The organism is Pseudomonas sp. NPDC078700 (assembly GCF_044542375.1).
In the GTDB taxonomy this organism is placed as follows: Bacteria; Pseudomonadota; Gammaproteobacteria; order Pseudomonadales; family Pseudomonadaceae; genus Aquipseudomonas.
Genome location: NZ_JBITUI010000001.1, coordinates 664,348 through 679,457 on the forward strand (window position 1 = coordinate 664,348; position 15,110 = coordinate 679,457).

Below are 15,110 nucleotides of genomic sequence, written 5' to 3' on the forward strand. Positions count from 1 at the left end.
TATATCAATTTATACCTGGCGAGTGACACGCCACTGCTTGCTCAGCAACCGGGCGCTATCCCATGCAACCAACAGCACCGCCAACCAAATCGGCAAATACGTTAACAGTTGCCCGCTGTCGAAGTGCTCGCCGAGAAACAGCAGCGATACGCTAAACAACAACACCGGTTCGACGTAACTCAAAATCCCAAACAAACCCAAGGGTAACAGTCGGCTGGAGGCGATCATTGCCGCAAACGCCAGCGCCCCCAGCGCGCCCAAGCCCGGCAACAACCACCCTAATTGCGGCGCACGGCTAAATATAGCCTCAGGCCCCCAGGCAATAATGATCCAGACAGCAACGGGTGATAACACCAGCATTTCCAGAAGAAACCCAGACAAGGCGTCCATTTTCATCCAACGCCGCAACATAAAGTACGGTGGATAACCCAGTACCGTAACCAGAGTCACCCAGGAAAATGCCTGGGAACGCCACAGTTCATGCACCACTCCGAGCATGGCGCAGCACACCGCTATTCTGATCAATGGCCGCAGCCGCTCGCCATAAAACAGACGCCCGGACAGGACCATCGCCAACGGCAAGAGAAAGTAGCCCATAGACACATCAAGCATGTGCCCTGACAGCGGTGCCCAGACAAACACACCCCACTGCACGCCAATCAGCGCTGCCGCCAAGGGTAATGCCGCTAACAACAAAGGCTCACGACGCAGGCGTACCAGCGCGGCTGCCAACAAGTGCCACTGCCGGGTGGCGACGAACAACAGCAAAATTGCCGGCACCGACCACAAAACCCGCTGAGCAAAGACTTGCACCCCATCAAGAGGAGCCAACAAATGCACGTAACCGGGAATCAGAGAAAACAGTACCGATGCAAAGACTGAAAGCCCAACGCCCTTTCCTGACAAATTCATTACTGCGCCTTGGTTGATGCCGCGACCGAGTTTTGTCCGCCCGTTGGCGAACGCGCAAAATGGCTGATAACTAATGACAAGCCAATCACAGAGGCCCCCAAACCTAACCGCAACCAATCGGCGTGATGATTCCAGAGCAACAAGTTAACCAGCAATCCAGCAGGCACCAGCAGGTTGTTCATCACCGCCAATGTTGCCCCATCGACTTGGCTGGCGCCCTTGTTCCACCAGTAAAGCCCAAGTCCGGACGCCATCACACCCAACCACAGCAAAACACTCCACTGGGTGACGGTGGCAGGCATGCGCGCGGCGTTACCGAATATCAAAAAGGCAGGTAATGCAACGAGCAAAGCGCCCAGATAGAAGTAACCAAACCGTTGATACGGCGGAATGGGCGAAGGATAACGCGGCAATAAGTGTTTGTAGAACACTTGCCCGGCAGCAAAGGTGGCATTGGCAAGTTGCAGCAGCATAAAGCCCCAGAAAAAATCAGGACTGATCTGGTCGTAACGGATCACCCCGGCCCCCACCACCGCGACTGCCGCGGCAACCAACGCCCAAGGGTTGAATCGGCGGTTCAGCGCATCTTCGATCAATGTCACATGAAGCGGCGTGAGAATGGTGAACAACAGCACCTCAGGCACACTCAGCACACTGAAGCTCAGGTACAGGCAAACGTAAGTGATGCCAAATTGCAGCGCCCCAATCACCAACATCGATAGCTTGAAGCCATTGGCAACGCCGCGCCAGCGCGTAAACGGCAAAAACACCAAGCCGGCGATGACGATTCGCGTCAGCACCGCAAAGTAGCTATCAACCTGACCGGCCAGGTACTCGCCAATCAGACTAAATGAAAAAGCCCATAACAGGGTTACAACAAGCAAGTAGCGCATGATCACCTCAAAATCAGGCGCAGACCTTAGCCTGTCATGGGCCAATCAACAATCAACAAAATGCGGGTAATAAAAAGCCCACGCATTTTGCTGAATGCGCGGGCCCTTTTAACACCAAGTAACGACAGAGCGTTGTTACCAGTCGATCAAGCTACCTGAGCCAGCTTCTCTTTCGCCTGAGCCATGGCTTTATCCAGGAACTCACCTCCGAGATTGAGGCCTTCAGCATTAATAAAGCTGACATCGTGAATACCGATAAAGCTCATTGCTTGGCGCAAGTAAGGCTCCTGATGATCCATGGTGCTACCCGCATAAATGCCACCGCGAGCCGTCAGCACGAATGCACGCTTGCCGCTAAGTAGGCCAACAGGACCCGTGTCGGTGTATTTGAAGGTGACACCTGCTCGCAGCACGTGATCCAGCCAAGACTTCAAGGTGCTTGGAATCGCGAAGTTATACATCGGGGCCGCCAGCACCAACACGTCAGCCGCCAATAATTCGTCAGTCAGGGTATTGGACAACGCCAGCGCTGCTTGCTCAGCTTCGCTTTGCTGTTCTGCCGGTGTCATCCAGCCGCCCAGAAGGTTCATATCAAGGTGTGGCACCTGATCAACCGCCAAATCACGAACAGTGATTTGATCGGCTGGGTATTTCGCTTGCCAGTGAGCAATAAACTGCTCAGTGAGCTGGCGAGAGATCGAACCTTGTTTGCGCGCACTGCTTTCAATTACGAGGACACGGGCCATTGAGTTTGCTCCATCAAGTGGTTACTGAGTAGTGATGAGCAAAGATTATGGTCAACCATAACGATTGAAAAGCGCAAAAAATAGCCTATAAACATCAATAAATTTGATTTATAAAGAAATCCACTCTAGGCTCTGAATCGCCACACACTAAACCGGCTTACATTCAATCTGCATGCGCAGCTTGATAATTTTGCGCGAGAAGCGCACAGACAAATTGATATCGTGGCCTGCTTTAAGCAAGGCTTTACGTGTACGCGGCGCTTCCGGACCATTGCGGAACACGACCTTACACTCAGCATCGGCCTGGCCGTAGTTATACAGACCCACTGCACCTAACGTGTCATCAATATCCATGGGCGTGACCGAAACTTCTGCGCCATTGAGTTGCTTCTCGGTTTCGAGTGGATAGGCAAAGGCATAAATTGGTAACAAGGCGAACAACGCGCAACACAGCTTATTCATGCAACATAACTCCAGCAGCGACTCTTGGAAGAGGTCTCAATTTATAAAGTGTGCAGTCCAGACTACCGCGCAAACAGCTTGAAGGCGTAGCCTGCAGACGGCAACAAGAAAAATAACGTGGTATTCAGAAGCTAAGTAACCTCTGAAAAACTACTGCGCGAGGTATTAGTGGGGCAGCCCGTGCTGCGTTAAAAAATTGCTCAAAATGCTTATTTAGAACACCTAAAGCCGAGCGCGCCCCCGGTGCTGTTCGCATTTTTTGCCTTGTACACCCGTCGCTCGCTGCCTTTTTCAGATAGTTTTTCAGATAGCTTTTCAGATAGTTACTTAAACGATACAGGACATCGACATGAAAGCGCCTCGCGTAACCTTAGACCAGTGGCGAACCTTGCAAGCCGTTGTCGACAACGGTGGCTTTGCCCAAGCGGCAGAAATCCTGCACCGCTCACAGTCTTCGGTTAGCTACACCGTTGCGCGCATGCAAGAGCAGCTCGGCGTGCCGCTATTGCGCATTGATGGCCGCAAAGCCGTATTGACCGAAGCTGGTGATGTGTTGCTACGCCGCTCTCGGCAATTGGTTAATCAAGCCAGCCAACTTGAACACCTCGCACACCACATGGAACAAGGCTGGGAGGCAGAGGTTCGTTTAGTGGTTGACGCCGCCTACCCCAGCGCCAAATTGGTTCGTGCGCTAACGGCCTTTATGCCGCAAAGCCGTGGCTGCCGGGTGCGCTTGCGCGAAGAAGTCTTGTCCGGAACTGAGGATGTGCTGCGCGAAGGCACCGCCGATGTCGCCATCAGCGGGCTGAACATCTCGGGCTTTCTTGGCAGTGAACTGAGCAGCGTCGAGTTTATTGCCGTAGCTCATCCCGATCATGCGCTACACAAGCTGCAGCGTGAGCTAAGTTTTCTCGACTTGCAGACTCATATGCAGGTGGTGATTCGTGATTCGGGCCGCCTGCAACCCCGCGACGTGGGTTGGCTAGGTGCTGAGCATCGCTGGACAGTAGCCAGCCTCGCCACTGCGGCAACCTTCGTCAGCAATGGTTTGGGCTTCGCCTGGCTGCCCAGGCACATCATTGAACGCGAACTGAAAGATGGCCAACTCTTGCCATTGCGGCTGGATCAGGGCGGCACCCGCAACCCAAGCTTCTATCTGTATACCGATAAAGAAAAGCCCTTGGGCCCGGCGACTCAGATTCTTATTGAGCTGATCAAAAATTTCGACACAGCGCCGCTCAACTCAAGTTTTGCAGCACCTCAGCCAATCAACTGACAGGATTCAGGCATGGCTTATCTTGATAATGACGGTTGCCAACTGCACTACGAAATGTACGGTCACGGCAAGCCGCTGGTGCTGGTCCACGGCCTAGGCTCCAGCACCCGCGACTGGGAATACCAGATCCCCGCTTTAGCAGCGCATTACCGGGTCATCGCCCTCGACGTTCGTGGACATGGCCGTTCAGATAAACCCCAGGAGCGCTACAGCATAGCGACCTTCGCTGATGATGTTGCCTCGCTCATCGAACACTGCAAGCTCGGCCCGGTGCATTTAGTCGGTATATCCATGGGCGGCATGATTGGTTTTCAACTCGGTGTTGATCGACCTGAGCTGCTTGCCAGCCTGACCATTATTAACAGCGGCCCCGAAGTTAAAGCCAAGTCAGCCCGCGACTATGTGGAAATTGCCAAGCGCTGGAGCTTGTCACGCCTGCTCAGCCTTGAAACCATTGGCAAAGCCTTGGGTAAACTCTTGTTTCCGAAACCCGAGCAAGCCGAGCTTCGCGCCAAAATTGAACAACGCTGGCCGCAGAATGACAAGCGGGCGTACTTGTCTAGCCTCGATGCAATTATTGGTTGGGGCGTACGCGAACGAATTTCACGTATCACCTGTCCTACGCTGGTGATCAGCGGCGACCGCGACTACACCAGCGTTGCGCAAAAACAGGCGTATGTCGACCAGCTAAGTAATGCCCGTTTAGTGGTGATCGAAGATTCACGCCACGCAACACCCATGGATCAACCGCAACGCTTCAACAGCTGCCTGCTTGAATTTCTTAATGAAGTCGAAACGGCCGTCATTCCCTCATAGGACCCCAAACAATGCTCAAGAAAATAATGCTCGCAGCCTGTACGCTAGTTTTTGCCTCCTCGCTGTGGGCGGCCACAAACCCAAAGGTTCTGATCAGCACCACCATGGGTGATATTGAAGTCGAACTCAATGCTGAAAAAGCGCCTATCAGCGTGAAAAACTTTCTGGGCTACGTCGACAGCGGCTTTTACAAAAACACTCAATTCCACCGGGTTATTCCTGGCTTTATGGTTCAAGGCGGCGGCTTTGATGCGGATATGAAGCAAAAGCAGACAGGCGCGCCAATTCGCAATGAAGCGGATAATGGTTTGCATAACGTGCGCGGTACCTTGGCGATGGCCCGTACTCAAGTACGCGACTCGGCCACCAGCCAGTTCTTTATCAACCACAAAGACAACGCCTTTCTCGACAACGGTAGCCGCGACTTTGGCTACGCTGTGTTTGGCAAGGTCACTCAAGGCATGAATGTGGTCGACAAGATTGCCCAGGTGCCAACTGGCAACAGTGGTGGCATGCAGAATGTGCCGCGCGAGCCGGTGATGATTTTGGATGTTAAGCGCCTGTAACCAGCAACTCGAATATCGGCTGCCAAAGTGGCGGGTGAAAAACATCATCCGCCTCACCTTTCGCGGACTGTGGCAACGCGAAGCTTGTCCAGGGTGATTACGCAAACAACCCGAATATCAGCTACTACACATGGCGGATGAAAAAGCGTCATCCTCCCTGCGGATAGCGCTCTACTCCGTGGAAACTTCCAACCCAGGCAGGACGCCTCTTATGTTTCGCCGCTTTGAATCACTGATCGATGTCTTCAAACCAGCGCCAAATGAAGCACCGCCAGAAGATGTGCTGCGGTTCTATCTGCATTACTTAAAGCAAGCGTGGCCATTACTCTGCGCGTTGCTGGTGGTAGGTTTTTTTGCAGCAATTATTGAAGTCGCGCTCTTTAGCTTTCTCGGCCAGTTGATCGACATGGCCCAGCGCACCCCGAGCGCTGAATTCTTTGCCCGTTATAGCCATCAACTGCTGTGGATGCTGCTGGTGGTCATGATCATTCGCCCCGTGGTCTTTGGCCTCCACGACTTACTGGTTAACCAAGCGATATCGCCAAGCCTGACCAATCTGATTCGCTGGCAAAACCATCGCTATGTACTCAAACAAAGCCTGAGTTTTTTCAATAATGATTTCGCCGGACGCATTGCCCAGCGAGTCATGCAAACCGGGCCGTCGCTTAGCCAATCAGCCATACAGGTGGTTGATGCCCTCTGGCATGTGATCGTCTATGCCGGCAGTGCCATTTACCTGTTTGCCGAGGCCGATGTGCGCTTAATCGCACCGTTGCTGATCTGGCTTGTCGCTTATGCCCTGCTGCTTAAATATTTTGTGCCTCGGATCAAACAGCGCTCAGCGGCGGTTTCCTCAGCACGTTCAAAGCTGATGGGCCGCGTCGTCGATGGCTACAGCAATATCAGTACCTTGAAACTCTTCGCGCACACTCAGGAAGAGGAAGCCTATGCCGGCAAAGCCATGCAGCATCTGCTGGATAAAGCCCGCGCCCAGACCCGAACCATCACCGCGCTGGATGTCAGCGTGACCTGCATTAACGGATTATTAATCAGCGCAACCGGCGCGCTTGCGTTGTGGCTGTGGAGCCAAGACCTGATCACCAGTGGCGCCATTGCCCTGTCCCTAGGGTTGGTCATCCGCATCAATAACATGGCCGAATGGATCATGTGGGTGGTCAACGGCATCTTTGAGAACATCGGCACCGTCCAAGATGGCATTCGCTCGATTGTCCAACCCGTGCAGGTGCTTGATAAGCCTGATGCAGCGCCTCTGGTGGTCAATAAGGGCGCAGTGCGATTTGAGGATATCCACTTCCACTACGGCAAGGAAAGCGGTGTTATTAGCGGCCTCAGCTTAAGCGTTAAAGCGGGTGAAAAAATTGGCGTGGTCGGCCCTTCAGGCGCTGGTAAATCAACCTTGGTTAATCTGCTGCTGCGCTTATATGACTTACAAAACGGGCGCATTCTGATTGATGGGCAAGATATCGCAGATGTCAGCCAGGAAAGCCTGCGCGCGCGAATTGGCGTCGTCACGCAGGATACCGCCCTGCTTCATCGCTCAATTCGTGACAACTTGCGCTACGGCAAACCCGATGCCAGTGACGCTGAACTGCAAGACGCTATTGGCAAAGCACGGGCAGACAACTTCATCGACCTACTGGATGACGGTCAAGGCGGTTTGGGCCTCGACGCTCAAGTCGGGGAGCGCGGGGTCAAACTTTCTGGCGGTCAGCGCCAACGTATTGCCATTGCCCGGGTACTGCTCAAAGACGCGCCAATTCTGGTGTTGGACGAAGCTACATCGGCGCTCGATTCAGAAGTTGAGGTGGCAATTCAGGAAAGCCTCGACAGCCTGATGCAGGGCAAAACCGTAATAGCCATTGCCCACAGATTGTCCACCATCGCCCGGATGGATCGCTTAGTGGTGATTAACCAAGGCCAAATCGTCGAAACAGGCACGCACGCAGAATTGATTGGCCAGGGCGGCCTGTATGCGCGTCTCTGGCAACATCAAACGGGTGGTTTTGTCGGCGTTGAGTAATCACCCATGACATTCGACTAATAGATAGCTTGCTTCGTAAGTCAATATTGAATAGTCTCTGTAACAAGGTGTGACAAAAGGTCGCTATAAGACACACACCCCTAGCTAAAGCCTTAGGGCTTTGCTCAAGCTTTTGAATCTGAGGCTTCTGGATCAGTGCAATCCAGACCCACTCGATGACAATTGCGAGTTTCAGTAGATGCGTTACTTCCAGTATTGAGGAAAGACCATTATGAAAATTGCGTCAGTCGTAGCAGCGTTCATCACCAGCCTTGCACCCTCTGCATTTGCGCAAGACATCGACCGTGAACCCGGCTCCGGTATTCCTGCAGTGAAATACCAATACGGTATGCAAGTTGATATCAGCAAAGTTTTGCACCGCACTGATAACTCCAAGAAAGTTGGTGTGGTCCCGGTCAATGTTGTCTACGAGGACAGCAAAGGCGAGATCCACAAGATTCAATTCCTTGAGTGGGGCAATGGCCCTCACAACGTCTGATTAAAGCGCCTTACACCAAGCCCTGAGTCTGTCTAAGCGGCTCAGGGCTTACTTCATGCGATAAGGCAATAAGCTGCAAGCTTCTTGGGCATAAAGACTGACCCCTTCACGCTCCTCTTCAAGAAACTGCGCAACCGCACCCCGTAAGCCAGGGTGGCAAAGGTAGTGCCAAGAGCGGGTAATCACCGGCTCGAAACCACGAATTAACTTGTGCTCGCCCTGTGCGCCAGCATCAAAACGCTGCAACCCATTGTCGATTGCATACTCCATCCCTTGGTAGAAACAGGTTTCAAAGTGCAGCCGATCAAACTCGGCTAAGCAGCCCCAATAACGCCCATAGAAGCTGTCGCCACCCACCAAGCTAAACGCCATAGCAACAGGCTCAGAGCCCTGTTTGGCAATGACTACACGAATCGATTCCGGCATTTTTTCCGCCAGCAAGCTGAAGAACATCCGCGTCAGATACGGGGCCCGGCCTCGCACACGGTAGGTATTGGCGTAGCAGACGTAGACAAAATCCCACTCGGCTTCACTCAGCTGATGTCCTTCACGCCACTCAAACTCAATGCCCTGCCCGACTACCTGCTCGCGCTCCTTGCGCATCTGTTTGCGCTTGCGCGAGCTGAGGTTATCGAGAAAATCCTGAAAGTCGCGGTAGTCACGGTTGCGCCAATGAAACTGACAGCCAAGGCGCTCGAGCCAGCCTTCGCGGCCACGCATCAACTCATCGGCGTTAGTGTCAGTGAAGTTGATATGCAGACTCGACAATCCCTGGCTATCCAGCGCTTGGGTCAAGCTATCGAGCACTTGGCTGATGACCTGCGGATCACCCAGCAAGCGCGGCCCTGTCACCGGGGAAAACGGAACCCCGGCCAGTAGTTTCGGGTAGTAATCAATCCCGGCTCTTTCACACGCATCGGCCCAGCCGTGATCGAACACATACTCCCCAAACGAGTGGGTCTTCAAATACGCTGGAAGTGCAGCACAGAGTTTGCCATCGGCATCGAATACCAACTGATGGGCAGGCGTCCAACCTGTTCGCGGGCCTACGCTGGCGCTCAGTTCAAGCGCTGATAGGAACCCATGCTTGACAAATGGGCTGTCTGTCGCAACCAGGCGATCCCAGTCAGCTGGATCAAGCTCTGGAAGTGAAATTGAGGTCGTTGTCTGCATGAGCGCAGTCTGAACGTTAGTGCAGGCGAAAAAAAGCCCCGCCAATGAAGGCGAGGCTTAAATAGGAGCTACTTGGGTTTTAATTCGTTAACCAACGGGGTTGCCTGACGGTTTCAGCGTTCAGCACTCAAGCCATCAGCCCGTAATTTAGAATACGTACTGCAGACGCATTACAAAGGCATCGCCATCATCATCGCCATTGGCGTTAGTGATGCCGTCAGTGGTGGTCATGACGTAGTTCGCTGCAACTTTAACTGCCTCGTTGGCATACCAGTTCACACCGAGGGTGTTGATATCTGCCTCAGTGTCACCCACATCGCGAGTTGGGCTTGCAACAACAATGTTGTCATCCTCAACTTTGATGTGGTCATAACGGTAGAAGATTTCCCAAGCGCCAATTTGTTTGTTCTCAGGCTTGATGCTGTCGAACTTAGCGCCATCAAGCTTGTAGCCGCGGGATTCACCGGTCAGGGTGTAAGCCAATTGGCCGTAGTAACCATCAGACTTAACATCTTCAATGGTGCTGCGAGCAGATTTCAATTTACGCGTCAGGTACTCAGCTTGCGCCGAGAAAGGACCTGCTGCCCAGGCAAATTCAGCGCCCCATACCGAGTCATCATCGAAGTCACCAGAAACGCCCTGGAAACCACCGAAGGTAGCGCGGTTGCCGTTGGTTCCGGCGTCGTTACCGCCGTTGGTGGAAACACCACGAACGGTCAGACGAGGACGGATACGACCGTCCACAGCGGTGTCAGTCAGATCGCGGTAGGCGTAGTTAACGCCCATGTGCAGAACGTTGCCAGACTCAGCCATTGGCGCAAAAACACCGCGCACGTTGAACTGCTTAACGCTGTCACCGTCATCATCATTAGCGTCTTTAGACGAAACGCTACCCGACATGTAAGCCATGCCGCCGATTACGCCACTGGCTTGAGCGCCCAGACCGTTTTCATGACCGTTTACCCAGTCAGCCACTTCATAAGCAGCGTTACGCTCAATTGCTGTGATCCACTTAGAGCTGGTCGCTTTTTCCAGACCAAAATCCGGGTCAAAACGGCCGAACTTCAAGGTCATTGGAGAGAAGCCGGTATAAGCGATAGACGCTTCGTCGAAATAACCGTCATCAGAGTTGCCCGCATTGTGTGCGAAGTCGTAGCTGATTGCGTATTTCCAATCTTTGTAAGCGACACCGCTCAACTCAAGGAAGGCACGGCGAAAATAGGCTGCGTCTGCAGTGTTACCGTTTTTGGTGTAGAAGCCATCGAATCGGCTGTAGTCGGCTTGTAAACGCCCGCCCAGCTTGAAACTGAATTCTTTGTCAGTCGTCGCAACTTCAAGACCGCCCTTGGTCTTAACTACAATATCAGCACCATCCGTGGTCACAGTGCCTGCTAATGCTTGCGCAGAAATTGCAAAAGCCAATGTACTGGCTGCGACACCCGCGAAATGCTTACGGATCATCGAAAATTCCCCTTTGGACTAATGGTCTAAAACACCCGAGCGATGGTGCTCGTTTGTGCTGGGGGGAATCTTGGCGTCATCAGATGTCAGTCGAGTTTCTGATATATAAATATTTGATGACAGGGGAACTTTTTAAATCGAATAGACATAAGCATTCAGCGCTATTTATACAAGCGCTGTAACCACATGATTTAAAAGGTTATATTGAAACGAGGAAATGAAGCTCAGGTGGATGCCATCAGTTATTGGTCGGCGCGATGGGCATCGGCTAGTTTTTGCGCGAGGCTATCCAAGCCTTCGTCCTGCGTCTGCGGCATCTTGCGATAGACGGCCTGGCTGATTTTCATCTGCTTGATAAAACGCCTGCAATTGACGCAAATCGTCAAATGCAGGCGCACTTCGAGCCCACGGCTCAGGCTTAAACGTTTATCAAGATAATCGCTGGAGTTAGCGACTAATTCCTTGCAACTTAGCATTGACCTGTTTCCTCAAAATGCTCCAGGGTCGCGAACATCTTTAGGCGTGCCCGGTGCAGCAACACCCGCACATTGGAGAGCGAGATGTCTAAAAGATTACAAATGTCCTCAAGCTCCAAACCCTGACGCTCTCTCAACACCAAAACACTGCTTTGCAGGTCTGAGAGGCTGCCAATTGTTTTTTCCAAGCACTCGCGCAACTCCTCCTGAAGGAGCATGGCTTCTGGCGTATCCTGATGCCACTCATGTGGCGCCAGCAGCCAATGACCATCGTCGGAAAAACGATCATCACCCACGGTCCCATGGGGACCTGGCAGATCGTCCATCAGCACCTCACGCCGGTTGTGCTTTAAACGGGTTTTTGCGGTATTAGCCGTGATTGTGAGCAGCCAGGTTTTCAGGCTGGAACGCCCCTGAAAACCCTTTAAGCTCTTGACCACTGCAAGCCATGCATCCTGCACGACTTCATCCGAATTGCGGCTTCCCACAATGGCTAACGCAACTGCCCGCATGGAACCTTGATAGGTCGCGACCAACTCCCTGTAAGCACTCTCATCACCGCCCAAAAGCCGGGTGAGCAACGCACTATCTTCTGGATATTCCATTAATGCTTCCGCAAAATCACACTGCCAATTGAATATCCGGCTCCAAATGAACTCAACACGCCCAAGGAACCAGATGCTAGGTCGTCTTGGTGTTTGTGCAACGCAATCACCGAACCGGCCGAACTGGTATTTGCATACTCATCAAGAATTACCGGGGCTTCGCTAGGCTCGGCATCTCGGCCAAGTAACTTGCGAGCGATCAGTAGATTCATGTTGAGGTTCGCTTGATGCAACCAAAAACGCTTAACGTCACTGACGTTAAGATTGTTTTCCTCGAGGTGAGCGGCAATCAACTCCGCCACCATTGGGCAAACATCCTTGAACACCTTACGGCCTTCCTGCACGAACAATTTGTCACGTGCACCAATACCCTCTTCAGCCGCCCGGTTAAGGAAGCCGAAATTGTTACGGATATTGTTGGAGAATTGAGTCAGCAGCTTGGTGCTGACCACATCGAACTGATAGTTAGAAGTCGCTTGGTCAGCGCGCTCAATGATCACAGCAGTGGCGGCATCACCGAAAATGAAATGGCTGTCACGGTCACGAAAGTTCAGGTGGCCGGTGCATATTTCCGGGTTTACCATCAATACCGCACGCGCCTGCCCTAGCTGGACACTGTTGGCGGCGGCCTGGATACCAAATGTAGCGGAGGAACATGCAACGTTCATGTCGTAGCCAAAGCCCTGGATACCGAGCGCAGCTTGTACTTCAACAGCCACCGCAGGGTAGGCACGTTGCAAGTTTGAGCAGGCAACAATGACCCCGTCGATATCCGCAGCGGTTCTACCCGCTCGCTCCATTGCTTCTTTCGCAGCACCGACGGCCATTTCGCAAAGCACACCCCATTCGTCATTGCTGCGCTCAGGGATACGTGGAGCCATGCGAAGCGGGTCAAGAATGCCTTCCTTGTTCATCACAAAGCGGCTTGTGATACCGGATGCTTTTTCGATAAAAGCGCTGTTTGACTCGGTTAGAGCCTCCACTTCGCCACGGGCAATGGCTTCTGCATTTTCAGCATTGAATAGCTGAACGTAGCTATTGAAGGACTGGACCAATTCGTCGTTGGAAATACTATTTACCGGTGTGAAAAGGCCGGTTCCACTGATTACGACGTTATGTAAGGTCATTGCTGTAGTCCTCAGCCGCCTATTGCGGTCAATTTTACTTGGCCTGTAGCGATCAGCTACAGGCATCAATTCGGGGCGCATACAAAATGGCAGTGCTGCCCACTCATAAAAGCATGGATTTTGCCACAGCTAACCAAGTTCGTCGTCAGAACTGACAAATGTTCGACTGACGGAAGACGTAACAATTGTGCGGATATTATGCATTTGGCACGTAGAATGCTATTCACTTGCCACTATCTGTTGTAGGAAATGGCAGATCTACTGCCCCTGAAGTCGCAAAAGCCCATCAGTTTCGCGTATGGTTTGGCGCTTGAACCGACCGTAGGCCTATTGGAGTAGCAGCATGGTGCCCGACCGTATTGATTCTAAACCCGCTAGCACTGGCTTGACCTTTACCTGCTGCCAAGGGCTGCCACACTTTCAACAAAAGGACCTTGTATGAATTTGTCACTGCTGAGTCGTTACGCTTTTTTTGCGTTTTGTGTCCTGTTTACCTTGGTCAATTTACTGTTCATCAAGCATGAATGGGTCTGGCCGCTAATTTTCATCGGTGGGGCGCTGAGCATCATTGGGGTGATCGACCTGCTGCAAAAGCCACAAGCCGTTCGCCGCAACTACCCGATCCTGGGCAACATTCGCTACTTGGTTGAAGGTATCCGCCCGGAAATCCGCCAGTATTTACTTGAAGCTGATGACGACAAGCTGCCCTTCTCTCGCTCGCAGCGCACACTGGTGTATGCCCGCGCCAAGAACGAAGGCGGCGATAAACCATTCGGCACCTTGCTTGATGTCTACCAAGATGGCTACGAATTTATCGGCCACTCCATGCTTCCAGCGCCACTCAGCGATCCAAAAAACTTCAGGGTCAACATTGGTGGCCCACTGTGCACCCAGCCTTATTCGGCCTCGGTGTTTAATATCTCAGCGATGAGCTTCGGCTCGTTAAGTGGCAATGCCATTCAAGCCTTGAATAAAGGTGCCATGCTCGGCGGTTTTGCCCATGACACAGGTGAAGGCAGCATCAGCCCTTATCACCGACAACATGGCGGTGACTTAATCTGGGAGCTGGGCAGTGGATACTTTGGCTGCCGTACAGCTGAGGGCAATTTTGACCCTGAACGTTTCGCTGAACAGGCCAAGTCGCCACAAGTAAAAATGATTGAGATCAAGCTCAGCCAGGGTGCCAAACCAGGCCATGGCGGGATTTTACCTAAGCATAAAATATCGGAAGAAATTGCGCTGACGCGTGGCATCCCCATGGGTTTCGATTGCGTGTCGCCGTCCAGCCATAGTGAGTTCTCGACCCCTGTCGGCCTGCTCAACTTTATAGCCCGGCTTCGTGAACTGTCTGGCGGCAAGCCCGTTGGTTTCAAGTTGTGCCTGGGTCACCCCTGGGAGTTTATGGGCATCGCCAAAGCCATGCACGAAACCGGCATCCTGCCCGACTTCATTGTCATTGACGGCAAGGAAGGCGGCACCGGTGCTGCGCCCGTGGAGTTTACCAATCACATTGGTACACCCATGCGTGAGGGCTTATTGTTTGTCCACAACACCCTGGTCGGCCTGAATCTTCGCGATAAAATCAAACTCGGAGCCAGCGGCAAAATTATTAGCGCCTTCGATATTGCCAGTGTTTTAGCCATTGGTGCTGACTGGGCGAACTCAGCCCGGGGCTTTATGTTTGCCATCGGCTGCATTCAGAGCCAGTCATGCCACACCAATAAATGCCCAACCGGTGTTGCGACTCAGGACCCATTGCGCCAGCGCGCACTGGTGGTGGGCGATAAAGCTGACCGGGTCCACAGCTTCCATCGCAACACCTTGCATGCATTGGCTGAAATGTTAGCCGCAGCAGGTTTGCAGCACCCTGAGCAATTGGATGCCAAGCACCTGGTACGACGCATTTCCGCCACCGAGATCAAGCTATTTTCACAACAGCACGTTTTCCTCAAACCGGGTGAGTTGTTGAGCGGTAAGATTGAAGGCGAATTTTATGAACGCATGTGGTCCATGGCGCAAAGCGACAGCTTCGAAGCCCGCGTAATGTGATCAGCCCT

The 15,110-nt window shown here is 52.7% G+C and carries 15 protein-coding genes; 6 read left to right on the forward strand and 9 right to left on the reverse strand.

What is annotated here, in order from left to right; all coding sequences use genetic code 11:
* Positions 1 to 9: 9 nt before the first annotated feature.
* From rarD to ACIGCM_RS03170, 4 genes are all read right to left on the reverse strand, one after another.
* Entirely contained in the window at positions 10 to 912 is a 903-nt protein-coding gene (rarD, locus tag ACIGCM_RS03155) for an EamA family transporter RarD (protein WP_397500555.1), read from the reverse strand.
* Entirely contained in the window at positions 912 to 1,805 is an 894-nt protein-coding gene (locus ACIGCM_RS03160) for a carboxylate/amino acid/amine transporter (protein ID WP_397500556.1), read from the reverse strand. The genes rarD and ACIGCM_RS03160 overlap by 1 nt, the downstream gene beginning before the upstream one ends.
* Before the next feature lie 146 nt (positions 1,806 to 1,951).
* A complete protein-coding gene (locus ACIGCM_RS03165) occupies positions 1,952 to 2,551 on the reverse strand; it encodes an FMN-dependent NADH-azoreductase (RefSeq protein ID WP_397500557.1) in 600 nt (199 codons plus the stop codon).
* 147 nt (positions 2,552 to 2,698) lie between these two features.
* Positions 2,699 to 3,013 (reverse strand): 3-phosphoglycerate kinase, encoded by a 315-nt coding sequence (locus ACIGCM_RS03170; RefSeq protein ID WP_397500558.1) that lies wholly within the window; start codon positions 3,011 to 3,013, stop codon positions 2,699 to 2,701.
* Between the two features lie 349 nt (positions 3,014 to 3,362).
* Between ACIGCM_RS03170 and ACIGCM_RS03175 the strand changes: the two genes are divergently transcribed.
* The 5 genes from ACIGCM_RS03175 (at position 3,363) to ACIGCM_RS03195 (ending at position 8,211) form a co-directional block, all read left to right on the forward strand.
* Positions 3,363 to 4,289 carry a LysR family transcriptional regulator gene (locus tag ACIGCM_RS03175; protein WP_397500559.1) on the forward strand — a complete coding sequence of 309 codons (927 nt, stop codon included), beginning with the start codon at positions 3,363 to 3,365 and terminating at the stop codon, positions 4,287 to 4,289.
* Between the two features lie 12 nt (positions 4,290 to 4,301).
* Positions 4,302 to 5,105 carry an alpha/beta fold hydrolase gene (locus tag ACIGCM_RS03180; RefSeq protein ID WP_397500560.1) on the forward strand — a complete coding sequence of 268 codons (804 nt, stop codon included), beginning with the start codon at positions 4,302 to 4,304 and terminating at the stop codon, positions 5,103 to 5,105.
* 11 nt (positions 5,106 to 5,116) lie between these two features.
* Entirely contained in the window at positions 5,117 to 5,671 is a 555-nt protein-coding gene (locus ACIGCM_RS03185; protein ID WP_397500561.1) for a peptidylprolyl isomerase, read from the forward strand.
* Positions 5,672 to 5,882: 211 nt separating this feature from the next.
* On the forward strand, positions 5,883 to 7,712 hold the full coding sequence (locus ACIGCM_RS03190; RefSeq protein WP_397500562.1) for an ABC transporter ATP-binding protein: 1,830 nt from the start codon (positions 5,883 to 5,885) through the stop codon (positions 7,710 to 7,712).
* 232 nt (positions 7,713 to 7,944) lie between these two features.
* Positions 7,945 to 8,211, forward strand: coding sequence for a DUF2790 domain-containing protein (locus tag ACIGCM_RS03195; RefSeq protein WP_087517653.1), 267 nt, complete (start codon positions 7,945 to 7,947; stop codon positions 8,209 to 8,211).
* Between the two features lie 48 nt (positions 8,212 to 8,259).
* Here the strand turns inward: ACIGCM_RS03195 and ACIGCM_RS03200 are convergent, their stop codons facing one another.
* The 5 genes from ACIGCM_RS03200 to ACIGCM_RS03220 all read right to left on the reverse strand — a co-directional run bounded on the left by ACIGCM_RS03200 (position 8,260) and on the right by ACIGCM_RS03220 (position 13,053).
* Positions 8,260 to 9,384, reverse strand: a complete 1,125-nt coding sequence (locus ACIGCM_RS03200) for a GNAT family N-acetyltransferase (RefSeq protein WP_397500563.1) — start codon at positions 9,382 to 9,384, stop codon at positions 8,260 to 8,262.
* A 147-nt stretch (positions 9,385 to 9,531) separates the two neighbouring features.
* Positions 9,532 to 10,845 (reverse strand): OprO/OprP family phosphate-selective porin, encoded by a 1,314-nt coding sequence (locus tag ACIGCM_RS03205; RefSeq protein ID WP_397500564.1) that lies wholly within the window; start codon positions 10,843 to 10,845, stop codon positions 9,532 to 9,534.
* Positions 10,846 to 11,087: 242 nt separating this feature from the next.
* Complete coding sequence (locus ACIGCM_RS03210; RefSeq protein WP_397500565.1) at positions 11,088 to 11,321, reverse strand: zf-HC2 domain-containing protein; 234 nt, start codon at positions 11,319 to 11,321, stop codon at positions 11,088 to 11,090.
* Entirely contained in the window at positions 11,315 to 11,926 is a 612-nt protein-coding gene (locus tag ACIGCM_RS03215; RefSeq protein ID WP_397500566.1) for an RNA polymerase sigma factor, read from the reverse strand. Before ACIGCM_RS03215 ends, ACIGCM_RS03210 begins: the two co-directional genes overlap by 7 nt.
* Positions 11,926 to 13,053 carry a beta-ketoacyl-ACP synthase III gene (locus ACIGCM_RS03220; protein ID WP_397500567.1) on the reverse strand — a complete coding sequence of 376 codons (1,128 nt, stop codon included), beginning with the start codon at positions 13,051 to 13,053 and terminating at the stop codon, positions 11,926 to 11,928. The genes ACIGCM_RS03215 and ACIGCM_RS03220 overlap by 1 nt, the downstream gene beginning before the upstream one ends.
* Positions 13,054 to 13,491: 438 nt before the next feature.
* On the opposite strand from ACIGCM_RS03220, the gene ACIGCM_RS03225 reads away from it, so the two are divergent.
* Entirely contained in the window at positions 13,492 to 15,102 is a 1,611-nt protein-coding gene (locus ACIGCM_RS03225) for an FMN-binding glutamate synthase family protein (protein WP_397500568.1), read from the forward strand.
* Positions 15,103 to 15,110: the final 8 nt, after the last annotated feature.